The 20,054-nt window shown below is 68.5% G+C and carries 23 protein-coding genes, 1 tRNA gene and 1 other RNA gene; 19 read left to right on the plus strand and 6 right to left on the minus strand.

The window, feature by feature from the left end; all coding sequences use genetic code 11:
* Positions 1-64 precede the first annotated feature (64 nt).
* From ACFYLW_RS09820 to queG, 3 genes are all read left to right on the plus strand, one after another.
* Entirely contained in the window at positions 65-1,033 is a 969-nt protein-coding gene (locus ACFYLW_RS09820; RefSeq protein WP_312065183.1) for a cation diffusion facilitator family transporter, read from the plus strand.
* Positions 1,034-1,093: 60 nt separating this feature from the next.
* Positions 1,094-1,780, plus strand: coding sequence for a glutathione S-transferase family protein (locus tag ACFYLW_RS09825; RefSeq protein WP_312065182.1), 687 nt, complete (start codon positions 1,094-1,096; stop codon positions 1,778-1,780).
* 198 nt (positions 1,781-1,978) lie between these two features.
* Positions 1,979-3,094: a tRNA epoxyqueuosine(34) reductase QueG gene (queG, locus tag ACFYLW_RS09830; RefSeq protein WP_312065181.1), complete on the plus strand. Its 1,116-nt coding sequence runs from the start codon at positions 1,979-1,981 to the stop codon at positions 3,092-3,094.
* Between the two features lie 156 nt (positions 3,095-3,250).
* Here queG and ACFYLW_RS09835 read toward each other — a convergent pair whose 3' ends face one another.
* Together ACFYLW_RS09835 and ACFYLW_RS09840 are read right to left on the minus strand one after the other, a co-directional pair.
* The gene (locus ACFYLW_RS09835; RefSeq protein WP_312065180.1) at positions 3,251-3,793 is read right to left on the minus strand and encodes an FKBP-type peptidyl-prolyl cis-trans isomerase; all 543 of its coding nucleotides are present in this window, start codon (positions 3,791-3,793) and stop codon (positions 3,251-3,253) included.
* The gene (locus ACFYLW_RS09840) at positions 3,774-4,976 is read right to left on the minus strand and encodes a threonine ammonia-lyase (RefSeq protein WP_312065179.1); all 1,203 of its coding nucleotides are present in this window, start codon (positions 4,974-4,976) and stop codon (positions 3,774-3,776) included. The genes ACFYLW_RS09835 and ACFYLW_RS09840 overlap by 20 nt, the downstream gene beginning before the upstream one ends.
* 148 nt (positions 4,977-5,124) lie before the next feature.
* Between ACFYLW_RS09840 and ACFYLW_RS09845 the strand changes: the two genes are divergently transcribed.
* The gene (locus tag ACFYLW_RS09845; RefSeq protein ID WP_312065178.1) at positions 5,125-5,646 is read left to right on the plus strand and encodes a hypothetical protein; all 522 of its coding nucleotides are present in this window, start codon (positions 5,125-5,127) and stop codon (positions 5,644-5,646) included.
* Positions 5,647-5,736: 90 nt separating this feature from the next.
* The gene (locus ACFYLW_RS09850) at positions 5,737-6,000 is read left to right on the plus strand and encodes a hypothetical protein (protein WP_312065177.1); all 264 of its coding nucleotides are present in this window, start codon (positions 5,737-5,739) and stop codon (positions 5,998-6,000) included.
* Between the two features lie 13 nt (positions 6,001-6,013).
* On the opposite strand, the gene ACFYLW_RS09855 is transcribed toward ACFYLW_RS09850, so the two are convergent.
* Positions 6,014-6,685 carry a LuxR C-terminal-related transcriptional regulator gene (locus tag ACFYLW_RS09855; RefSeq protein WP_312065176.1) on the minus strand — a complete coding sequence of 224 codons (672 nt, stop codon included), beginning with the start codon at positions 6,683-6,685 and terminating at the stop codon, positions 6,014-6,016.
* 784 nt (positions 6,686-7,469) lie between these two features.
* Here ACFYLW_RS09855 and ACFYLW_RS09860 point away from each other — a divergent pair.
* The 4 genes from ACFYLW_RS09860 (at position 7,470) to ACFYLW_RS09875 (ending at position 11,279) form a co-directional block, all read left to right on the plus strand.
* Entirely contained in the window at positions 7,470-7,727 is a 258-nt protein-coding gene (locus ACFYLW_RS09860) for a DUF6356 family protein (RefSeq protein WP_312065175.1), read from the plus strand.
* On the plus strand, positions 7,720-8,895 hold the full coding sequence (locus ACFYLW_RS09865; protein WP_312065174.1) for an aromatic amino acid transaminase: 1,176 nt from the start codon (positions 7,720-7,722) through the stop codon (positions 8,893-8,895). The genes ACFYLW_RS09860 and ACFYLW_RS09865 overlap by 8 nt, the downstream gene beginning before the upstream one ends.
* 75 nt (positions 8,896-8,970) lie before the next feature.
* On the plus strand, positions 8,971-9,372 hold the full coding sequence (locus ACFYLW_RS09870) for a DUF3597 domain-containing protein (RefSeq protein WP_312065173.1): 402 nt from the start codon (positions 8,971-8,973) through the stop codon (positions 9,370-9,372).
* Positions 9,373-9,428: 56 nt separating this feature from the next.
* The gene (locus tag ACFYLW_RS09875; protein WP_313471916.1) at positions 9,429-11,279 is read left to right on the plus strand and encodes a DNA polymerase III subunit gamma/tau; all 1,851 of its coding nucleotides are present in this window, start codon (positions 9,429-9,431) and stop codon (positions 11,277-11,279) included.
* A 21-nt stretch (positions 11,280-11,300) separates the two neighbouring features.
* Here the strand turns inward: ACFYLW_RS09875 and ACFYLW_RS09880 are convergent, their stop codons facing one another.
* Positions 11,301-11,915, minus strand: coding sequence for a malonic semialdehyde reductase (locus tag ACFYLW_RS09880; protein ID WP_292085503.1), 615 nt, complete (start codon positions 11,913-11,915; stop codon positions 11,301-11,303).
* A 159-nt stretch (positions 11,916-12,074) separates the two neighbouring features.
* Here ACFYLW_RS09880 and ACFYLW_RS09885 point away from each other — a divergent pair, with 159 nt between their 5' ends.
* From ACFYLW_RS09885 to ACFYLW_RS09920, 8 genes are all read left to right on the plus strand, one after another.
* Complete coding sequence (locus ACFYLW_RS09885) at positions 12,075-12,404, plus strand: YbaB/EbfC family nucleoid-associated protein (RefSeq protein WP_105562538.1); 330 nt, start codon at positions 12,075-12,077, stop codon at positions 12,402-12,404.
* Between the two features lie 208 nt (positions 12,405-12,612).
* On the plus strand, positions 12,613-13,215 hold the full coding sequence (recR, locus tag ACFYLW_RS09890; RefSeq protein ID WP_312066106.1) for a recombination mediator RecR: 603 nt from the start codon (positions 12,613-12,615) through the stop codon (positions 13,213-13,215).
* A gap of 245 nt (positions 13,216-13,460) precedes the next feature.
* On the plus strand, positions 13,461-14,678 hold the full coding sequence (locus ACFYLW_RS09895) for a DNA recombination protein RmuC (protein ID WP_312066105.1): 1,218 nt from the start codon (positions 13,461-13,463) through the stop codon (positions 14,676-14,678).
* A gap of 61 nt (positions 14,679-14,739) precedes the next feature.
* Positions 14,740-15,198, plus strand: a complete 459-nt coding sequence (locus ACFYLW_RS09900; protein ID WP_292085495.1) for a hypothetical protein — start codon at positions 14,740-14,742, stop codon at positions 15,196-15,198.
* 10 nt (positions 15,199-15,208) lie between these two features.
* A complete protein-coding gene (locus tag ACFYLW_RS09905) occupies positions 15,209-15,403 on the plus strand; it encodes a helix-turn-helix transcriptional regulator (RefSeq protein WP_105562535.1) in 195 nt (64 codons plus the stop codon).
* 6 nt (positions 15,404-15,409) lie between these two features.
* Positions 15,410-16,357, plus strand: coding sequence for a TraB/GumN family protein (locus ACFYLW_RS09910; protein ID WP_312066103.1), 948 nt, complete (start codon positions 15,410-15,412; stop codon positions 16,355-16,357).
* Positions 16,358-16,443: 86 nt separating this feature from the next.
* Positions 16,444-16,518: transfer RNA gene (locus ACFYLW_RS09915), tRNA-Gly, on the plus strand.
* A 48-nt stretch (positions 16,519-16,566) separates the two neighbouring features.
* Positions 16,567-17,028, plus strand: coding sequence for an Lrp/AsnC family transcriptional regulator (locus ACFYLW_RS09920; protein WP_312066048.1), 462 nt, complete (start codon positions 16,567-16,569; stop codon positions 17,026-17,028).
* A 103-nt stretch (positions 17,029-17,131) separates the two neighbouring features.
* Here ACFYLW_RS09920 and ffs read toward each other — a convergent pair.
* An RNA gene (gene ffs / locus ACFYLW_RS09925) (signal recognition particle sRNA small type) lies at positions 17,132-17,225 on the minus strand.
* Between the two features lie 73 nt (positions 17,226-17,298).
* Between ffs and nudC the strand changes: the two genes are divergently transcribed.
* Positions 17,299-18,216 carry an NAD(+) diphosphatase gene (nudC, locus tag ACFYLW_RS09930; RefSeq protein WP_312066046.1) on the plus strand — a complete coding sequence of 306 codons (918 nt, stop codon included), beginning with the start codon at positions 17,299-17,301 and terminating at the stop codon, positions 18,214-18,216.
* Between the two features lie 183 nt (positions 18,217-18,399).
* On the opposite strand, the gene ACFYLW_RS09935 is transcribed toward nudC, so the two are convergent.
* Complete coding sequence (locus ACFYLW_RS09935) at positions 18,400-19,122, minus strand: 3-deoxy-manno-octulosonate cytidylyltransferase (RefSeq protein ID WP_312066044.1); 723 nt, start codon at positions 19,120-19,122, stop codon at positions 18,400-18,402.
* A gap of 143 nt (positions 19,123-19,265) precedes the next feature.
* On the opposite strand from ACFYLW_RS09935, the gene ACFYLW_RS09940 reads away from it, so the two are divergent.
* Positions 19,266-19,970 (plus strand): cytochrome c family protein, encoded by a 705-nt coding sequence (locus ACFYLW_RS09940; protein ID WP_313471915.1) that lies wholly within the window; start codon positions 19,266-19,268, stop codon positions 19,968-19,970.
* Positions 19,971-20,054 lie beyond the last annotated feature (84 nt).

Genomic DNA, 20,054 nt, shown 5'->3' on the forward strand with positions numbered 1-20,054 from the left:
CCTTAGCGCCCCGGACAAGACGCCGCCATTGGCGGATGCGCGGTTTTGCGCGACAAGGGCGGGGATGACCGCCTCCGCCCTCGACGACGCTCACGCCACGACCCGCCGCATCACCGCCCTGTCGGTGGGCACGGCGACGATCCTGATCGTGATGAAGGCCTTCGCCCTGGGCGCCTCGGGCTCGGTGTCGATCCTGGCGACCCTGGCGGATTCCGCACTGGACCTGATCGCCTCCCTGGCGACCTTCTTCGCCGTGCGCTGGGCGGCGGCCCCGGCGGACCCCGAGCATCGCTACGGCCACGGCAAGGCCGAGGCTCTGGCGGGTCTGGTGCAGGCGGGCCTGATCTTCGCCTCCGCCGTCTTCATCGGCTGGGAGGCGGTGCAGCGCATCTTCGATCCCCGCCCGGTCGCCGCAGGCGGCTGGGCCGTCGGCGTGGTCGTCGCCTCCATCGCCGTCACCCTGTGGCTGGTGTGGATGCAGACCCAAGCCTTGAAGAAGACCGCCTCCCTGGCCATGGCGGGCGACCGCGCCCACTACGCCGCCGATCTGGCGGCCAATGTCGTGGTGCTGATCGGGGTGATCTCGGGCGCCTATCTGGGCGCGCCCGGGCTGGACGCGGCGGCGGGTCTGGTGGTGGCGGTCTGGCTGTTTTGGGGCGCCATCTCGCTGCTGCGCGAGTCCGCCGATCACCTGCTGGACCATGCCGGCCCCGAGGAAGCGCGCGTGACCATCACCGCCGCCGTCCTGGCCGATCCCCGCATCTCGGGCCTGCACCAGCTGCGCACCCGCATGGCCGGGCAGGTGCTGATGGTGCAGATGCACGTCGATCTGGACCCGCAACTGACGCTGGAGGCGGCCCACGCCATCGTGGTCGAGGCCGAGCAGCGCATCCAGGCCGCCTTCCCCCACGCCGACATCCTGATCCACGCCGACCCGCGCGGCCGGGCCGAACTCCACGCCGCCGCCCCCTCCGTCGCCGCGTCCGAGGCCCCGGTCGAGCCCCTGGCGACCCGCCCCGGCCCCTGGTCATAGGCTGCGACGCGGCGTCGCGGTAAACGGAGCCTTAACGTGCATAGGCGCATGGGTGGAACAATGTCCGCGCCCGCCGTCCTCTATCATTTCGCCTTCCATCCCGGCTCGCGCACGGCGCGTCTGGCCCTGGGCGAGGCGCGCATCGATTTCGGCGAAGAACCGATCAAGCCGTGGGAAGAGGACTGCCCCGTCTTCGACCTGAATCCCTCGGGCATGCCGCCGGTCCTAAGCGTGGCCGAAAAGGGCAAGGTCCTGACCCTTTGCGAGACGGACGCCATCCTCGGTTGGATCGAGGACCGCTCCAAGGGCGACGTCCTGATGCCGGCCGACATCGGCGAGCGCGCCGAGGCGCGGCGGCTGGCGACCTGGTTCAACCGCCGCTTCATCGACGAGGTGGACGCCGTCCTGTTGCATGAGCGGATGGAAAAGCCCCTGCTGCGGCTGGGTCCGCCGGAGGCGCGGATGCTGCGCGAGGGCCGCGACGCGCTTCGCGTTCATTTGGCCATGCTGGAAGGCCTGGCCGCCGGGCGCGAATGGCTGGCCGGGCGTCGGCTCAGCCAGGCCGATCTGATCGCGGCGGGCCACCTGTCGGTGCTGGACTATTTCGGCGAGATCACCTGGGCCTCCTATCCGTCGCTGAAGACCTGGTATTCCAAGCTGAAGTCGCGGCCCTGTTTCCGCACCCTGCTGAGCGACCGTTTCCCCGGCGTCCATCCGGCGACCTGGTACGCCGACCTCGACTTCTGAGGTTCTCCCTTGCCGTCATCCCGGACGACGGCGCGCGCAGCGGGCCGAAGATCCGGGACCCAGACGGTGGAAATCAATCGCCCCCACCGTGCATGAAGCCGCCGCCTGGGTCCCGGATCGGCCTGACGGCCGTCCGGGATGACGGCAGGAGGTGTCAACGGACTCGACTCCCTCACTCAACCGCATCAAACGAGCCTCATGGCGGCCGATCCCCGCATCTTCATCCGACAACGCGCCGCCGAACTGGGCTTCGGCGTGTGCCGCTTCGCCTCGGCCAGCGAACCGTGGAGCGCGGGCGAGAAGCTGGCCCACTTTGTCGAAGCGGGCCGTCACGGCGACATGGGCTGGATGGAGACGACGCTGGAGCGCCGCGCCCACCCCACCGCCATGTGGGACGGGGCGAAGACGGCTGTCGTCCTGGGCATGAACTACGGCCCCGAGGCCGATCCCCTGCCGGAGTTGGAAGACAGGTCGGCGGGCTATATCTCGGTCTATGCGCGCGGCGACGACTATCACGAGGTCATCAAGGGGCGTCTGAAGATCCTGGCGGGGCAGATGGCCGCGCGTCTGGGCCAGGAGGTGAAGGTCTTCGTCGACACCGCCCCCCTGATGGAAAAGCCCCTGGCCCAGCGCGCCGGTCTGGGCTGGCAGGGCAAGCACACCAATCTGCTGAACCGAACGCACGGCAACTGGCTGTTCCTGGGGGTCATCCTGACCGCCGCCGAGATCGAGCCGGACAAGGCTGAGACCGAGCACTGTGGCCGCTGCACCGCCTGTCTGGACGCCTGTCCGACGAACGCCTTTCCCGCGCCCTTCCAGATCGATGCGCGGCGCTGCCTCTCCTATCTGACCATCGAGTTTGCGGACCCGTGGCCGGTGGAGTTCCGCATCGCGGCGGGGCCGCGCATCTATGGCTGTGACGACTGTCTGGGGGCCTGTCCGTGGAACAAGTTCGCGCAAGGCGCGTCGGAGGCGCGACTGCACGCCCGCGACAGCCTGAAGGGGCCGCGGCTGGCCGACCTGCTGGCGCTCGACGATCCGGCCTTTCGCACCCTGTTCACCAGGAGCCCGGTCAAGCGCATCGGGCGCGACCGGTTCATCCGCAACGTCCTCTATGCGGCGGGGAACTCGGCCGACGCTGATCTGATCGCCCCGGTCGAGACCCTGCTGGACGATCCGGCGCCCGTGGTGCGCGGGGCGGCGGTCTGGGCGCTGTCGCGGCTGGATGGAGAGCGGTTCGCCGCGCTGCGCGAGGCGCGGCTGGCGGGCGAAGAAGACGAGAGCGTCAAAGCCGAATGGTCCTTCTCCCCTTGAGGGAGAAGGTGTCGTGCGAAGCATGACGGATGAGGGGTGACGACGGCGCCCTGATAGAAGAGATCGACGTCAGCGCCGCGCGTTTCGAGCGCAGCGCTGACACCCCTCATCCGAGCGCCTTCGGCGCCCACCTTCTCCCTCAAGGGGAGAAGGGTCTTAGACTGCGGCCTGTCCCACGCCGCGACCGCCGCCCGGCACCGGGGCGACATCCAGCAGCTTCAGCCGGAACACCAGGACGGCGTTTCCGGGGATCAACGGCGGGCCGCCCGCTTCGCCGTAGCCCAGTTCCGGCGGGACATAGAGCAGCCACTCGTCGCCGGGCTTCATCAGTTGCAGGGCCTCGGTCCAGCCGGGCACGACCTGCTCAGGGCTGAAGACAGCGGGCGAGCCGCGCTTGAACGAACTGTCGAAGACGGTGCCGTCGGTCAGGCTGCCTTCGTAGTCGACGCGCGCCAGATCGTTGCGGTCGGGATGGACGCCGTCCGCCGGGCCGCTGGCGACCACCTTGTACTGCAGGCCCGACGGCAGGGTCTGCACCCCTTCCGCCGAGGCGTTGCTCTTCATGAAGGCGGCGGCCTCTTCCGCGTTCTTCGCCAGATCCGCGCCGGACACGGCGGGCTGGCGGTTACAGGCGGCGACCGCCAGCAGGGCGGCGGCCGAGGCCGCGACGAGTGCGGGCTTAGCCCATGCGAAGTTCATAGCCACGTTCCTTGAGGGCTTCGCCGATTTCCTCGGCATGACGGGCGTCGCGGGTCTCGACCATGATGTCGAACTCGGCGCCCTTGGCCGGCACGTCCAGCGCCAGCCGGTTGTGCACGACGTCGATGATATTGCCGCCCAATCCGCCGATCACGGCGGCCATGGCCGACAGCATGCCGGGGCGGTCGTCGCCCAGGATGCGATAGACGATCAGGCGCTTCTCGCGGACCATTTCGCGGTTCAGCACCACGGCCAGCATGCGGGCGTCGATATTGCCGCCGGTCAGCTCGATGCCGACCTTCATGCCCTTGAAGCGTTCCGGGTTGGCCAGGATGGCGGCCAGACCGCCGGCCCCGGCGCCCTCGGCCACCGTCTTCTCCAGCGTCGCCAGCAGGGCCACGCCCTTTTCAAAGTCGGCCTCCTCGCAGACAAAGACCTCGTCGATCAGCTTGTCGGCCAGGGCGAAGGGGATTTCGCCTACGGCCTTGATGGCGATGCCCTCGGCGATGGTCTGACCGCTGCATCTGGCGGGCTCGCCGCGACGACGGGCGGTGAAGGAGGGATAGCGGGCGGCCTCGACGCCGAAGATCTTGATGTCGGGCTTCATCGCCTTGGCGGCGATGGCGCTGCCCGCGATCAGACCGCCGCCGCCGATGGGGATGATCAGGGCGTCGAGATCCGGCGCGTCCTCGACGAACTCCAGGCCGCAGACCCCCTGCCCCGCGACGATGCCTTCGTCGTCGAAGGCCGAAACGAAGACATAACCGTGCTCGACCTGCAGCCGCCTGGCCTCCTCGGTCGAGCCTGAAAAATCGAGACCGTGGATGACGACGTTTGCGCCGTGGGCGCGGGTGCCGTCCACCTTCACGAAGGGGGTGCCCTCGGGCATGACGATGGTCACCGGCACGCCCAGACGGCCGCCGTGATAGGCCAGGGCCTGGGCGTGATTGCCGGCCGAGGCGGCGACGACGCCGCGCTTCATTTCTTCCGGCGTCAACTGCAGCAGCCGGTTAAGGGCGCCGCGCTCCTTGAAGCTGCCGGTGAAGTGCAGGTTGTCGTACTTGATCCAGATCTCGGCGCCGGTCAGCTGGGACAGGCGACGCGAATAGCGGACGGGGGTGCGGTCGACCTGACCGGCGATGCGTGACTGCGCCGCGCGGATGTCGTCGATGGTGACGGTCATGAAGCCCCTGAAAACGTTTCTCGGCCGGTCTCTGCGTCCGGTCTCCGGCGCCCTTTTGGCCCAGCCCGCGACGCCGGGCAACCTTGACTCGTCTCGCCTTCGGGCGTCATTCCCGTGGAGCTTGAAACGCGTTCCGGGAGCTCCCTCCATGTCGATCCGTCGCCCTTCCCTCGCCCTCGCCGCCGTCCTCGCGGGCGGCCTGGCGCTCAGCGCCTGCGCCACCACGCCCATGGGCGGCGCGACCGGCGCCGGCTCGACCGAGTTCAGCGCCGACGCCTTCGCCTGGTCGACCCGCACGGGTCAGGCCTCGATCGAGGGGCGCGTCGCCTACGCCCAGGACGGCAAGAGCTTCCATTGCGTCGGCAATGTCGGCCTGATCCCCGACACCGGCTATACGCGCGCCCGGATGCAGCGCCTTTACGGCTCGACCGAGCGCGCCGCCGTGCCAGCCGCCGTGGTGCGCGCGCGCTCGGCCGGCGAACAGGGCGCCGACTACCGCTCCTATGAACGCGCCCAGCCCTGCGCCGACAACGCCTTCCGCTTCTCCGGCCTGCCGGACGGCAGCTGGTTCCTGATCTCGCCGGTCAAGGCGGGAGACGACATCATCGTGGTCATGAAGCGCGTCCAGACGCGCGGCGGACGCATGATCAACGTCACCCTCGGAAGTTGAACCGACCAGGGGACCGGCGTTCGCCATCCTTTGGCCTTATCGGGCCGCTCTCTGAACTGATCCATTCCTGGACAGTCGGGGAGCGCGTTCTTGTCCCAGCATAATATCATCGGCTCCGAGGCTTTCTCGAAGGGCCCCTTCGTCATCATTCGCGGGGTCAAGTCCGGCGGCTTTCGGCGCCGCCGCTCGCGCTCGCTGGCGGCCTATGCCGTGGTTGCGGTTCTGGCCCTGTCGGCCGGCGCCGCCGCCGCCGCCTTCGCCCTCGGGCCGCTGCTGGTCCAGGTTGATCCCGCCGCAGCCGCACCGGCGATCGCCGCGCCCGCCCCCGCCGTTACCGGCACCCCCGCCGCCTAAGCGGGCCAGCGCTCTAGGGGCCGACGAAGCTCAGCGCCTCGGCGAACAGTTCGCCGCGGCTGCGCACGCCCAGCTTCTGATAGGCGTGCTTCAGGTGGGTGCGCAGGGTCTCGATGGAGATATCCAGCGCCTGGGCGATCCGACCGGTCTCGACCCCCGCCAGCAGCATTTCGATGATCCGTCCCTCGGACGGCGTCAGCAGATGGTTCTCGATCAGGGCCTGGAAACGGACTTCGCTGCGCGCCCTCTGCAGCGTCAGACCGATCAGGGCGTTGGGCGGGGCGCAGACTTCACGCGCCCAGGCCACCCAGTGACGACCGCCCTCGCCCGGCACCACGGCGCAACCCGCCTCCTCGGGCCGGGCCGCAACCACCAGACCCGCGATGATCGGCGAGCGCGGCGTCAGACGACCGTCGCAGACCTCGAAGGCCTCGCCGTCGTCGCGCAGCGCCCGCGCCGCCTCGTTCATCCACATGACGTCCAGATCGCGCGTGACGATCAGACGGGCGCGACGCTCGCCGTCGACCCAGTTGGCCAGGGCGCGACCGCAAAGGGCGTTCGGCGCGCCCTCATCGGTCGAAATCGCGCGGCGTCGATCGCCCGACACGCGACGATCGGCCGAAAACCAGAATGGCTCCTGCGACGCCTCAGGGGCGAAGCCGGCCTCAACTGAACCCTGTCTCACACCGACACTCCAAGCTCAGGCCGCCCCCGTCCGACCGGTTGTTGCACCACCCGCTTCACGCAACGCCACAATCCTGACGGATTTCACCATACCTCAAAATATTCTTGGTTACATCCCACAGATTGGTGATGCCAAAGAACATGGCGCAACGTAATTTCCACCGTCACGCCCATGTATTGGATATAATTAATACTGCTTTCAAAACCACGCAATCAATACTTGGAGATCAATATGCATAAGCTGAAGTGAAACAGCGATTACTAACAATAGGTTAATAATACAAATTGCTGAAATGACGAAGTTTTTTCAGGATCTCCCGGAACGCCGCGCCCTGGCAGACCCCGGATCGACGCTGAAAAGCCCCCGTTAGACTTCTCCCCGAGTTGAAACCTGTCGCGCCGCCAATGCACGCCAGGACCACGGCGCACGCCCCTCCTCCCCCGGGGTTCGCACGCCATCCAGACCCTGACACGCCGATCGCCACCACCGCGCTAGCGGGATCGGCGCGCCAAAGGGCGGGCCGGGCGAAGACGCATCCACGGCTTCGCTCAAACATGGGCGCTTCGGCGCGACGGCCTCACCGCGGAATCGCACGCCCCCCAGCGTTCCGCCCGACTGGAGTCGTCGCCGAAGCGCCAGGCCTGCGCCCGACGCTCGGATATTTCTTCGCGATCTTCGCCATTATGGAGAAAATTGATATCGCGCTTCACGCCAGGCGCGCGCGATTTCGGAAACTATTTCTCGCCAAACAGGGAGACATTCACGCCTTCAGCCGGAGGATGAGATGTTCAAGAGCCTGTTCACCGAACACCCCAGGTCCGTCGGCGAAAGCTATTTCGAACACATGGGCATGTCGGCCTCTTTCGGGGCCGCCATGTTCAAGGGGGCCGCGGCCTGCTTTGTTCACGCCCTGATCCCCGGCCTGTGCGTCCGCACCGGCAGCGGCGTGGTGACCGACCTGCATCACCGCATGGTCACCCACCGCAACAAGTCGGCCTGCGCCGAACAAACCACCGCAGCCTCGGCCGCCGCCGATGTTTGATCGCCTGCCGACAGCCAGAACCGACAGCCTCATGATGCTGGGCCGGCTGATGCAGGCCGACCCGCGCCCCGACAAGATCGACCTGGGCGTCGGCACCTATCGCGACGAGACCGGCGCCATTCCCATCATGAAGGCGGTCAAGACGGCCGAGGCCCTCCTGCACGCCGAGCAGACCTCCAAGGGCTATGTCGGCCCGGCCGGCGATGCGGCCTTCGCGCTCGGCCTTCAAGCCGCGACCTTCCCCAACCTCTCGCCCTCGCTTCAAGCCCGGATGTCGCGCATCCAGACGCCGGGCGGGACCGGCGCCCTGCGCCTGGCGCTGCAGATCATCGCCCAGGCCAATCCCTCGGCCCAGGTGTGGATCGGCACGCCCACCTGGCCCGCCCACCTGCCGATCATCGCCGCCTGCGGCCTGACAGCGCGGACCTTCGATCACCTGACGGCGGACGGCGGCCTGAACCGCGCCGCGTTGGACGAGGCCCTGGCGCAGGCGGCGCCGGGCGATGTCGTCCTGCTGCACGGCTGCTGCCACAATCCCACGGGCGTGGATCTGGACGCCGACGCCTGGCGCGCGGTGGCCGAGATCGCAACCGCCAAGGGTCTGCTGCCCCTGATCGACCTGGCCTACCCCGGCCTGGGCGACAGTGTCGAAGACGACGTGGCTGGAGTCCGGATCCTGCTGGAGCATTGCGAGAGCGCGCTGATCGCCCTGTCCTGCTCCAAGAGCTTCGGCCTCTATCGCGACCGGACCGGCGTTCTGCTGATGCTCAGCCAGGCGGAAGCCACCGCCGCCAACCTAGCCCAGGTCGCCGCCGGTCACGCCCGCCTGTTGTGGTCCAACCCGCCGGATCACGGCGCCGCCCTGGTGCGGATCATCCTGTCGTCGGACGAGCTGACCGGTCTGTGGCGGACCGAACTCGACGCCATGCGCCTGCGCGTCAACGCCTTGCGGGCGCAGCTGGCCGCCCTGCCCCTGCCCCGACTGGATCTGTCCGCCCTGTCGCGTCAGCGCGGCATGTTCGCCCTGCTGCCCCTGTCGGAAGCCTCGGTCGATCGCCTGCGCCAGGACCACGCTGTCTATGTGGACGCCTCGGGCCGCATCAATGTCGCGGGGCTGAACGCGGGCAATTTCGAGCGGTTCGCGACAGCGCTCGCTTCGCTGGACTGAGGCGTCGCGCAAGCGTCACGGAACCGGAAACGCCCTGACCCGCTGAAAGGACTTCACCCTTTCAGGAGCAGGCGAATGAGCATTCTCGGGTCCATTCTCGGCGGCATTTTCAAGAAAAAGAAGGACGAGCCCGCCGCACCGGCGGCGCCCGCGCCTGCGCCGACTGCGGCGCCTGTCGCGCCTCAGGCCGCGCCCGCTGCACCCGCCGCCGCAGCCCCGGCGCCCGAGGTCGATGTCGCCGGCATCCTCGACTTCATGAACGACCAGAAGGCGCAGAAGCTGAACTGGCGCACCTCCATCGTCGACCTGATGAAGCTGGTCGGGCTGGAATCCTCGCTGGCCGAACGCAAGGAACTGGCCGACGAATTGGGCTACACCGGCGACAAGTCGGACAGCGCCAGCATGAACATCTGGCTGCACGCCCAGGTGATTCAGAAGATCAGGGACAACGGCGGGCGTCTGCCCACCGATCTGTGAGCTGCGTCTCTCGCGAGGGGGTGCGCGACCGCGCCCTCTCGCGCTAAGACAGGATCATGAGCGACGTCGATCCGAGTCTTGATGGCCCTCCCTGGGAGGAGGACGTTCCCGAGCGGGACGAGAACACCGACGATATGTTCGGCGCTCCCGCCGCTGCGCCTGAACCTGTAGCGGCGCCCGTCGCCGCTGCCGCGCCCCCGCCCGCCAAGGCCGAGCCCTTCGCGGACGAGCCCGCCGACGACGGCGCCTACAAGGTTCTGGCGCGTAAATATCGCCCGCGCGCCTTCGAGGACCTGATCGGTCAGGAGGCCATGGTCAGGACCCTGACCAACGCCTTCGCCACCGGCCGCATCGCCCACGCCTTCATGCTGACCGGGGTGCGGGGCGTCGGCAAGACGACGACCGCCCGCCTGCTGGCCCGCGCCCTGAACAACGAAACGGACAGCATCGACAAGCCGTCGCTGGCCCTGACCGCCCACGGCCGGCACGACGCCTCGATCATGGCCGGCCAGCACATGGACGTCATGGAGATGGACGCCGCCAGCCACACCGGCGTCAACGACATCCGCGACATCCTGGAGAGCGTCCGCTACGCGCCGGTCGAGGCCCGCTACAAGGTCTATGTCCTCGACGAGGTTCACATGCTGTCGACGCAGGCGTTCAACGCCCTGCTGAAGACGCTGGAGGAGCCGCCGCCCCACGCCAAATTCATCTTCGCCACCACCGAGATCCGCAAGGTCCCGGTGACCATCCTGTCGCGCTGCCAGCGTTTCGACCTGCGCCGCGTCGAGCCGGAAGTCCTGGTCGGCCACCTGGGCCGCATCGCCGACCGCGAAGGCATGAAGATCGAGCAGGAGGCCCTGGCGCTGATCTCGCGCGCGGCCGAAGGCTCGGTGCGCGACGGCCTGTCCTTGCTGGATCAGGCCCTGGTTCAGGCCGAGAGCGGGGCGACGGTGCAGACCGCGACCGTGCGCGACATGCTGGGTCTGGCCGACCGCACCCAGACCATCGCCCTGTTCGAATCCATCATGGCCGGACGCACGGCCGAGGCGCTGGAAAACTTCCGCACCCTCTACGGCTATGGCGCCGATCCGGTGCAGGTGACCAATGACCTGCTGGAGCACTGCCACGCGGCCTCGGTCGCCAAGATGCTGGGCCCCAACGCCACCCGCCTGCCCAATGATCAGGCGCAGAAGCTGACGGCGCTCGGCGCGGCGATTTCCGCCGGAACCCTGTCGCGCACCTGGCAAATGCTGCTCAAGGCCCTGGACGAGGTGCGGCGCGCGCCCAACCCGGCCGACGCCGTGGAAATGGCCATCGTGCGTCTGGCCTACGCCGCCGACCTGCCGGGACCGGAAGAGGCGCTGAAGGCCATCCAGTCGGGGGGGACCCTGCCGGGCGGCGGCGCGGGCGGTCCGCGCGGCGGCGGCGGTGGAGGCGGCGGCGCCTCGGCCATGCTGGCGGCGCGGCCCGTGGCCCAGCCGGCCTTTCCCGATCCCCAGACCTTCGAGGCCGTGGTCGCCCTGATCGGCGACAAGCGTGAGATCACGCTGCAGATGGACGTCGAGCGCTATGTGAAGCCGGTGTCGTTCAAGCCGGGCGCCATCGTCTATGAACCGGCGGCGGGTTCGCCCGTCGATCTGGCGCGACGCCTGGCCTCGCGGCTCAAGGAGTGGACCGGGCGCACCTGGCTGATCGCCGCCAACGGCCAGGGCGGCGGCGAGACCCTGATCGAGATCGAGAAAAAGGCCCGCTCCGCCCGCCGTGCGGCGGTCGAGGCGGACCCCTTTGTGGTGTCGATCATGCAGGCCTTCCCCGGCGCCGAGATAAAGGAGATCAAGACCCTGGCCCCGGCGGTGGAAATGCCCGCCATCCCCGAGGACGACGAGGCGGGCGAGGACGACTGATCGTCCTCGCCGCTTTCGCGCTTACAGGATCTGCGCGGCTTCCTCGAAGTCGAGGCGGGGCGAGCGCGGGAAGAGGTTCTCGTCGGTGCCGTAGCCCAGGTTCATGATGAAGTTCGGCTCGACATTGCTGTCGGGGAAGAACTCGGCCTTCACGCCGGCGGCGTCGAAGCCCGACATCGGCCCCACATCCAGACCCAGGGCGCGCGCCGCGATGGTCAGATAGCCGCCCTGCAGCGAGGCGTTGCGGAAGGCGGCTTCGCGACGCCCCGCCTCGTCCAGGAACCAGTCGCGGGCCCCCGGCGCGTGCGGGAACAGCCTGGGCAGGGTCTCGTGGAAATCGATGTCCTGGGCGATGATCAGGTTGACCGGGGCGGCCAGGGTCTTGGCGCGGTTGCCCTCGCTCATGTGGACCGACAGGCGGGCCTTGGCCTCGGGCGAAGTCACGAAGACGAAGCGGGCGGGCGTGGCGTTCACCGCCGTCGGGCCGAACTTGGTCAGGTCGTAGAGCTTGCGGATCAGGTCCTCGGAGACCGGGCGGTCGCTCCAGCCGTTGCGCGTGCGCGCCTCGGTGAACAGCTGGGCCAGGACAGAATCGGAAACCGGAACGTCGCGGGCGGCAAGGGCGTCGAAGGCCATGAAAAAAGCTCCCGAACAGGATTAGCAACTTCAGTTGTGGCGAATATGGCCTGTCGCGCGCCGCCGTCAAGAGCACTGCCACAAAATCTGTTGCTGATTTGAATCCCTGTTCTGCAAGAGGGTCTGGAGCCGGACTGCGGATCGCCCTATCTAGGGGGGATGAAAGACCTCAACGCCCTGATGCAACAGGCCCAGGCGATGCAGCAAAAGCTGCAGGACGCCCAGGCCAAGATGGCCGAAACCACCGCCGAGGGCACCTCGGGCGGCGGCCTTGTCTCCATCGCCCTGAAAGGCCCCGGCGAGATCACCGCCGTGAAGATCGACGACAGCCTGATGGCGCCCGGCGAGGGTGAAATCCTGGCCGACCTGATCGTCGCCGCCCACGCCGACGCCAAGCGCAAGCTGGACGAGGTCAACAACGCCCTGATGCGCGAGGCCGCCGGCCCCATGGCCGGGATGAACATCCCGGGAATGCCGAAACTCTTCTGATGGCTGAGATGCGCTGGCCCTCTTTGATCCTCCCCCGTTCACGGGGGAGGGGGACCGCCGCAGGCGGTGGAGGGGGCGGCCTCAAGCTCGACCCTCGAGATTTGTCGCGCCCAGCCGCATCTGATTTCTCACCGAGTCGCTTGGCCCCGCCCCCTCCACCATGCTTTGCATGGTCCCCCTCCCCCGCTGCGCAGGGGAGGATGGGCTGATGGCCGCCTCCGCCGGCCCGGAAATCGAGCGGCTGATCAGCCTTCTGGCCAAGCTGCCGGGCATGGGTCCGCGCTCGGCCCGGCGCGCGGCCCTGGCCCTGCTGAAACGGCGCGAGCAACTTCTCGTGCCGCTGGCCGCCTCGCTGGCCGAGACAGCGGACAAGGTCGTCAACTGCTCGGTCTGCGGCGCGCCCGACACGCGCGACCCCTGCTCGGTCTGCTCGGACCAGAGCCGCGACAACGCCCTGATCTGCGTCGTTGAAGAGGCCGGCGCCCTGTGGGCCATGGAGCGCTCGGGCGCCTTTCGCGGCAAGTATCACGTTCTGGGCGGGCTGCTGTCGGCGCTGGACGGCGTCGGGCCCGAACAGCTGCGCATCGCCGAACTGATCGGCCGAGCGAAAGGCGGCGAGGCGCGCGAGGTCGTCCTGGCCCTGCCCGCCACCGTCGACGGCCAGACCACGGCCCACTACCTCGCCGAGCGCCTGTCCGCTGCGGGGGTCGAGGTCACGTCCCTGGCCCGCGGCGTCCCGGTCGGCGGCGAACTGGACTGGCTGGACGACGGCACCATCGTCCAGGCCCTACGGGCGCGACGGCCGGCGTAGAATTCCCTCTCCCGATGGGAGAGGGCTTGAGCCTCGGAGAGCCGAAGGCGAGCCGCCAGGCGAAAGGGTGAGGGTTCAAGCCTTCAGTCGGCGTGAGCCGTCGCACAGCGGCCTTCGGCCGACTTCACCCGCAAACCCTCACCCTTTCGCGCAAGGACGATCGCTGACGCTCTCGTGCGCTCAAGCCCTCTCCCATCGGGAGAGGGAGGCTATTATCAGCCTCCGACTCCGGCTAGGAACGGAGCATGAACACGCTCGAACTCATCCTGCTGGTCGTCGCCGTGGCTGCTGTGGCCGGCTTCTTCTGGGCCTTCATGGGCTGGCAGAAGGCCAAGGGGGCGCTGGACGCCGCCGACGCCCGGCTGGAGCTGATGGAGGAGAGCCGTGACTCCATGGCCGAGTTCCTCAAGGCCCAGGCCTCGCAGTCGGCCGAGGCCGTGGCCACCAAGCTGGTGGCCCGCGCAACAGAAACCTTCCAGGCCCAGGACCGCGTCGCCCGCGAGCGCATGGAGGCCCAGCTCAAGCCGGTCTCCGAGACCCTGGCCAAGTTCCAGGAGCACGTCGCCGCCCTGGAGAAGACCCGCGCCGAGGACACCGGCGGCTTGAAGGAGCAACTGGCCGCCCTCATGACCGCCTCGACCGCCACCCGCGACGAGGCGCGCCGCCTGACCGAGGCCCTGAAGGGCAATACCGGCCGTCGCGGCCGTTGGGGCGAGCAGACCTGCCGCAACGTGCTGGAAGCCGCCGGCATGGCGGGGCGCTTCGACTTCGAGGAGCAGAACTCCTCGGCCAATGACGAGGGGCGTCAGCAACGCCCCGACTTCATCGTCAAACTGCCGGGCGGCGGCATGTTCGTCATCGACGCCAAGGTGTCCCTGGCCTTCGCCGACGAGGCCGATGGGGACGACGAAGCCCAGGCCCAGGCCATGTCCCTGCGCACCGCCGCCAGCATGAAGACCCACGTGCGCCAGCTGTCGTCCAAGGCCTATCAGGACCAGTTCAAGCCCAGCCCGGACTTCGTCGCCATGTTCGTGCCCGGCGACGCCTTCCTGGCCGCCGCCCTGGATCACGAGCCGGACCTGATGACCACGGCCATGGCCTCGCGCGTCGTCATCGTCACCCCGACCACCCTGTTCGCCCTGTGCAAGGCGGTCGCCTATGGCTGGCGCGCCGAGGAGCAGGCCAGGAACGCCGAGGACGTCGCCAAGCTGGGCAAGGAGCTCTACAAGCGCCTGTCAGTCATGGGCGGCCACGCCGCCTCGGTCGGCAAGGCGCTGGACGCGGCGGTCGGGCGCTACAACCAGTTCGTCGGCTCGCTGGAAAGCCAGGTCATGGTGTCGGCGCGCCGGTTCGAGGACCTCAAGGTCGACCACGAGGGCAAGGACCTGCCGGAACTGCCGCCCGTCGAACAGTCGCCGCGCGCCCTCAGCCGCCCCGAACTGCTGAACGCGCCCGCCGACTAGGGCTTGCTTGACGGCGCACGAGGCTGGTGTAAAACACACTTGTCAACTTTGGAGGGGCGGCGTGGCCGGCAAGCGTAAACTTCTCATCCAGTCCGCCGTGGGGCTCGGGCTGGTCGTTCTGGCGGCCTTCGTCACCGGCGGCGTGCTGGGCTTCATGAAGGCCAGCGGTCAGGACGTCATGTCCAGTTCAGCCGCGCTCTGGACCGTCGGCGTTTTCGCCGTGATCACCATGCTGATCGCCATGTGGGTCAGTCTGAAGTGGATGTCCTCCATCGACGAGGCGGCGCAGGAAGCGCACAAGTGGGCCTGGTATTGGGGCGGATCCAGCGGCATGGCCGTGGGCGGCGCCTTGGTCATCATGGCCTCGCTTCCGCAGGCCGCCGCGATCAATATTCCCGCCTGGTACTCGGACCGGGTCGATCCCGCCGCCTACGCCGCCACGGGCGCCTTCGCCATGCTGACCCTGATGCTGATCGGTTACGGCGTCGCCTGGGCATGGTGGTGGTGGGCGCGGCGCTGAGGAGGCTCGCATGAACAATCGCCTCAAGGTCCTGCGCGCCGAACGCGACTGGAGCCAGGCGCACCTGGCGACCGAGCTGGGCGTCTCCCGCCAGACCGTCAATGCGCTGGAGACGGGGCGCTACGACCCCTCCCTGCCCTTGGCCTTCAAGATCGCGCGCCTGTTTCAACTGCCGATCGAATCCATCTTCTCGGACGAGGAATAGTTCCCCATGCGCATCGCCCTACTGTCTGACGGCCTTCGATCAGCCCTGACGGTCGGGGCGGCGCTGTCCGCCCTGCTGCTGGCGCCCTCGGCGATGGCGCAGACCTCGTCCGTCGCCCCGGCCGCCGTCGTCGCCGCGCCCGCCGGTTCGGGTCCGGGCCTGTGGGTGGTCAAGGACGAGGACTCCACCCTCTACCTGTTCGGCACGGTCCATGTGCTGAAGCCCGACACGCCCTGGGGCACGACGCGGGTCGACCGGGCCTTCGCCAGCGCCGACGAATACTGGTTCGAGATCGCCGATCTAAGCGACCAGTCGGGCGTCATGCCGATCATCCAGGCCAAGGGCGTCTCGCCCGACCGCCCCCTGTCCAGCCTGCTGACGGCGGAAGAGACGGCCGATCTCGACGCGGCCGCCCGCACCGTCGGCGCGACAGCGGCCCAGCTGGATCCGCTGCGCCCTTGGCTGGCCAGTCTGCAACTGGCCCTCGCCTCGATCCAGAAGGCCGGTTACGTGGCGGCCAACGGCGGGGATCAGATCCTGCACGCCCGCGCAGCCGCCACCGGCAAGCCCATCAAGGGCTTCGAGACCGCGCCCCAGCAGATCGGCTTCGTCGCCGACATGACCGAGGACGCCCAGCTGGCCCTGCTGCGCTCGGGCCTCAAGGAGTTCGATCAGGCGGACGCCATGCTCGGCCGCATGGTCGCCGCATGGTCCGCCGGCGACGTCGAAGGTCTGGACCGCCTGATCGGCCAGGAAATGAAGGCGGAATCGCCGGAAATGTACGCCGTGATGCTGACGCGCCGGAACCAGGCCTGGGCCGACCAGATCCAGACGCTCCTCGCCGGTTCGGGCACGGCCTTCATCTCGGTCGGCGCGGGCCATCTGGCGGGCGCCGACAGCCTGCAGGCCCAACTGGAACAGCGTGGAATTCGGGTCGAACGGCTCAGCGACTGACGAGGTCCACACCACTCGATTTTCCCCAGGCCCGGCCCCGCGCCGGGCTTTTTCTTTTCAGCCCCGACCTCTATGGTCCCCCCAGCGCGGTCGTAGTTCAGAGGTAGAACGTCAGCTTCCCAAGCTGAATGTCGCGGGTTCGATTCCCGCCGGCCGCTCCAGTTCCGCGTCGATGGGCTGTCCCGACGGGGGCTTAGCGGGGCTGTCCGGTGAAGCATTCTCTCGATCCGTCCGATCTTCGCATCCTGCGCGAGTTGCAGGCCGACGGGTCGTTGACCATCGCCGAGCTGGCCGAGCGGGTCGGGCTGTCCCAGACCCCGTGCTGGAAACGGGTGCGTCGCCTCGAGGACGGGGGCTTCATCGAGCGCCGGGTGGCTCTGCTCAACCGCGACAAGCTGGATCTGGTGCTGGTGGTCTTCGTCGCCATCCGCACCCGGCACCACGACGGCGAATGGCTGGAACGATTCGCCCAGGGCGCGTCGGCCATGCCGGAAGTCGTCGAATTCTATCGGATGAGCGGCGAGACCGACTATCTGCTCAAGGTCGTCGTCAGCGACATCGCCGCCTATGACCGCTTCTACAAGCGCCTGATCCAGATCGCCCCGCTGGTGGACGTCAGCTCGTCCTTCGCCATGGAACAGATCAAGTGCACCACGGCGCTGCCGATCTGAGGCCGCGCTCACGCGGCGCGCCGCCGCACAACGAACGTTAGCCGTCATTGCGCGCTCAAGCAGCCGATCACCGCGTGATCGACGATAGCGCCAAATTTCATGAGAGGGTGGAGACCGCGACCCGAAGGGGAATTCGTTGTGGCTGCTGCCTTCCGGCCCTGACCAGATTGGCGAAGCCTTCGCCCGCGATCTCCGAGGAGGGATATGACGGTTGGCGACGCGGGAATCAAGACCCCTCCCCGCGTCGTCTTGTCGGGGGTATGAAGCGCCATGCCTTATCGCAACGTCTTCTCCGGCAATCCGCTCGACCGCTCGGGCGACCTTCGCAACGACGCCGCCTGGCTGGGCGAGCAGGAGGCCAACCCCGAGGCCATGGCCATGGTGCTGTGGGAGGGTCGGCCTCTGGTCGAGGATCATGAGGGCGGGCAGCGCCTGGTCTGGCTCTCACTGGGGCATGGACGCGATCTGGTTCCCGACCGCGACGTCTTCCTCGGTCTGTGGAAGGGCGCGCCAGTGTTTGCGGTCGAGTTCGAGAGCTCGATCGACCCCACCACCGGCCCCGCCGGGGGCCTGGGTCAGTTCATCGAGATGCGCGCGGCCGCCGCCGCCCTGCCGGAAGCCGATGTCGCGATAGCGGGCACGGCCAAGAGCCTGTTCGATTGGCGCCGCCGCCATGGATTCTGCGCCGCCTGCGGCAAGGCGACGGATCAGGCCTCGGGCGGCTGGCGACGCGTCTGCCCGGCCTGCGGCGTCGAGCATTTCCCGCGCGTCGATCCGGTCGTCATCATGCTGCCGGTCTACAAGGGCGGCGCCGAACCCCGCTGTCTGCTGGGGCGCCAGGCGATCTGGCCCGAGGGCCGGATGTCGGCCCTGGCCGGCTTCATGGAGCCCGGCGAATCCATCGAGGAAGCCTGCGCCCGCGAGGTGATGGAGGAGGCGGGCCTGACGGTGTCGAGCGTCGCCTACCATTCCAGTCAGCCCTGGCCCTTCCCCGCCCAGCTGATGATCGGCCTGATCGCCGAGGTCACGGACGACAACGCCGCGCCGGACCAGACCGAGCTGGAGGCCGTGGCCTGGCTGACGCGGGCCGAGGCGCGAGCGGTGCTGGCGGGCACGCACGGGACGATCCACGCTCCGCCGCCGTTCGCGATCGCGCGGCGGCTGCTGGAAAGCTGGGCGCAAGAATAGAGACCTTCTCCCCTTGAGGGAGAAGGTGGCTCGCGCAGCGAGACGGATGAGGGGTGTGAGCGCTTCGGCGTCCGACAAATGACTTCGACGGCTGGGCGACGCTGAATTCAAGCGTCGCGTCGATACCCCTCATCCGAGGCCTTCGGCCCCACCTTCTCCCTCAAGGGGAGAAGGAAGGTTGGATCAGACCAGCTTCCTTGCCGCTTGCAGATCCGCCGGATTGTCGACCGACAGCGGGGCTTCGTCGATGACCGAGGCCCAGATCTGCAGGCCCATCTCCAACGCCCGCAGTTGCTCCAGCTTCTCGCGCTTCTCCAGCGGCGACGGCGGGGCGGCGCAGAAGCGCATCAGAGCCTCGCGGCGGTAGCCGTAGATGCCGACGTGGCGCCAGATCGGACCGTCCCCGTAGAGGGTCGAGCGAGTGAAGTAGAGGGCGCGGCCGCTGGTTCCGCCTTCCGGCAGGGCCAGGACGGCTTTCACCACGTCGGGATTGGTCCGGTCCGAGACGTCGGCCTCGGCCGCGACCAGGGTGGCGATGTCGCAGGCCGATTCGCGCGCCAGCAGATCGGCGCAGGCCCGCGCCAGATCCGGCGAAGCGAAGGGCATGTCGCCCTGGATATTGATGACCAGGTCATGGGCGCCGTCAGGATCGACCGCCTCGACCGCCGCGCGGATACGATCCGAGCCGCTGGGCAGGTCGGGATCGGTCAGAACGGCCAAACCGCCCGCCGCCTCGACCGCCTCGACAATCTCGGGATCGCCCGCCGCCACGGCCACGCGGAAGCCGGATAGGGCCGCCTGCTCCCAGGCCCGCACGATCATGGGCTTGCCGCCGATATCGGCCAGCGGCTTGTTCGGCAAACGGGTCGCCGCCATGCGAGCGGGTATCATTATCAGCGGATTCATCGACTTGACGACGTCCTGCGACGCCCGGAAACGCCCGGGCCGGTTGCGAAGGTCGCGCTAGCGTGTAAGAGACGCCGACGCAAGAATGCCTGAGGCCGCTTCGCGGTTGGGGGGCTCATTAGAGACGGGAAGCGACGACGCGCATGAGCGGCGATCTGAAGTGGAACAAGATTATGGGCGCGTGCCTGGGCACCGCCTTTGTGATCCTGGTGGTCCAGCAAGTTTCGGGCATGGTCTATCACACCAAGCAGCCGGAAAAGATGGGCTACTTTGTGGACGCGCCGGAAGAATCCGCGGGCGCCGAGCCTGCCGCCCTCCCGATCGACTGGGGCACGGTCCTGCCGACCGCCGACCTGGCCGCCGGTGAAGCCGCCTTCGCGCGCTGCCAGGCCTGCCACACCGCCAATGCGGGCGGCGCCGACGGCATTGGTCCAAACCTGAACGGCGTCCTCGGCGGTCCGGTCATGCACCGCGCCGGCTTCGCCTATTCGGACGCCATGGCCAAGCACAAGGCCGAGGCTCCGACCTGGGGCTATGACGAACTGGATCACTTCCTGACCGCGCCGGGCCGTTACGTCCCGGGCACCAAGATGTCCTTCGCCGGCATCCGCGACGAGAAGACCCGCATCAACCTGATCGCCTGGCTGCGCACCCAAGGTTCGGGCGGCGTCGCCATCCCGGCGTCGGACCCGGCCCGCCAACCGGGCGCCGCTGCGGCGGCTCCGGCGGCTGAAGGCGCGGCTGCGGCCGAAGGCGCCGCCGCTCCGGCGGCCGAGGGCGCGGCTCCGGCCACGACCCAGGCCACCCCGGCCGCCCCGCCGGCCGCGACCAGCGCTCCGACGGCCTAAGCGTCAGATATTCAAGACGACGGGAAAGGCGGCCTTCGGGCCGCCTTTTCTGCGTTCGGGGGTCGGCGCAGGCGAATGCGGCCA

Origin of the sequence: Brevundimonas sp. NPDC007368 (assembly GCF_042869015.1) — a bacterium.
Lineage (GTDB): Bacteria > Pseudomonadota > Alphaproteobacteria > Caulobacterales > Caulobacteraceae > Brevundimonas.

What these genes read in the sequence shown, in the direction of transcription:
- ACFYLW_RS09820 (WP_312065183.1), top strand. Translation starts at nt 65, where the DNA reads ATGACCGCCTCCGCCCTCGACGACGCTCACGCCACGACCCGCCGCATC.
- ACFYLW_RS09825 (WP_312065182.1), top strand. Translation starts at nt 1,094, where the DNA reads ATGTCCGCGCCCGCCGTCCTCTATCATTTCGCCTTCCATCCCGGCTCG.
- queG (WP_312065181.1), top strand. Translation starts at nt 1,979, where the DNA reads ATGGCGGCCGATCCCCGCATCTTCATCCGACAACGCGCCGCCGAACTG.
- ACFYLW_RS09835 (WP_312065180.1), bottom strand. Translation starts at nt 3,793, where the DNA reads ATGAACTTCGCATGGGCTAAGCCCGCACTCGTCGCGGCCTCGGCCGCC.
- ACFYLW_RS09840 (WP_312065179.1), bottom strand. Translation starts at nt 4,976, where the DNA reads ATGACCGTCACCATCGACGACATCCGCGCGGCGCAGTCACGCATCGCC.
- ACFYLW_RS09845 (WP_312065178.1), top strand. Translation starts at nt 5,125, where the DNA reads ATGTCGATCCGTCGCCCTTCCCTCGCCCTCGCCGCCGTCCTCGCGGGC.
- ACFYLW_RS09860 (WP_312065175.1), top strand. Translation starts at nt 7,470, where the DNA reads ATGTTCAAGAGCCTGTTCACCGAACACCCCAGGTCCGTCGGCGAAAGC.
- ACFYLW_RS09865 (WP_312065174.1), top strand. Translation starts at nt 7,720, where the DNA reads ATGTTTGATCGCCTGCCGACAGCCAGAACCGACAGCCTCATGATGCTG.
- ACFYLW_RS09870 (WP_312065173.1), top strand. Translation starts at nt 8,971, where the DNA reads ATGAGCATTCTCGGGTCCATTCTCGGCGGCATTTTCAAGAAAAAGAAG.
- ACFYLW_RS09875 (WP_313471916.1), top strand. Translation starts at nt 9,429, where the DNA reads ATGAGCGACGTCGATCCGAGTCTTGATGGCCCTCCCTGGGAGGAGGAC.
- ACFYLW_RS09880 (WP_292085503.1), bottom strand. Translation starts at nt 11,915, where the DNA reads ATGGCCTTCGACGCCCTTGCCGCCCGCGACGTTCCGGTTTCCGATTCT.
- ACFYLW_RS09885 (WP_105562538.1), top strand. Translation starts at nt 12,075, where the DNA reads ATGAAAGACCTCAACGCCCTGATGCAACAGGCCCAGGCGATGCAGCAA.
- recR (WP_312066106.1), top strand. Translation starts at nt 12,613, where the DNA reads ATGGCCGCCTCCGCCGGCCCGGAAATCGAGCGGCTGATCAGCCTTCTG.
- ACFYLW_RS09895 (WP_312066105.1), top strand. Translation starts at nt 13,461, where the DNA reads ATGAACACGCTCGAACTCATCCTGCTGGTCGTCGCCGTGGCTGCTGTG.
- ACFYLW_RS09905 (WP_105562535.1), top strand. Translation starts at nt 15,209, where the DNA reads ATGAACAATCGCCTCAAGGTCCTGCGCGCCGAACGCGACTGGAGCCAG.
- ACFYLW_RS09910 (WP_312066103.1), top strand. Translation starts at nt 15,410, where the DNA reads ATGCGCATCGCCCTACTGTCTGACGGCCTTCGATCAGCCCTGACGGTC.
- nudC (WP_312066046.1), top strand. Translation starts at nt 17,299, where the DNA reads ATGCCTTATCGCAACGTCTTCTCCGGCAATCCGCTCGACCGCTCGGGC.
- ACFYLW_RS09935 (WP_312066044.1), bottom strand. Translation starts at nt 19,122, where the DNA reads ATGAATCCGCTGATAATGATACCCGCTCGCATGGCGGCGACCCGTTTG.
- ACFYLW_RS09940 (WP_313471915.1), top strand. Translation starts at nt 19,266, where the DNA reads ATGAGCGGCGATCTGAAGTGGAACAAGATTATGGGCGCGTGCCTGGGC.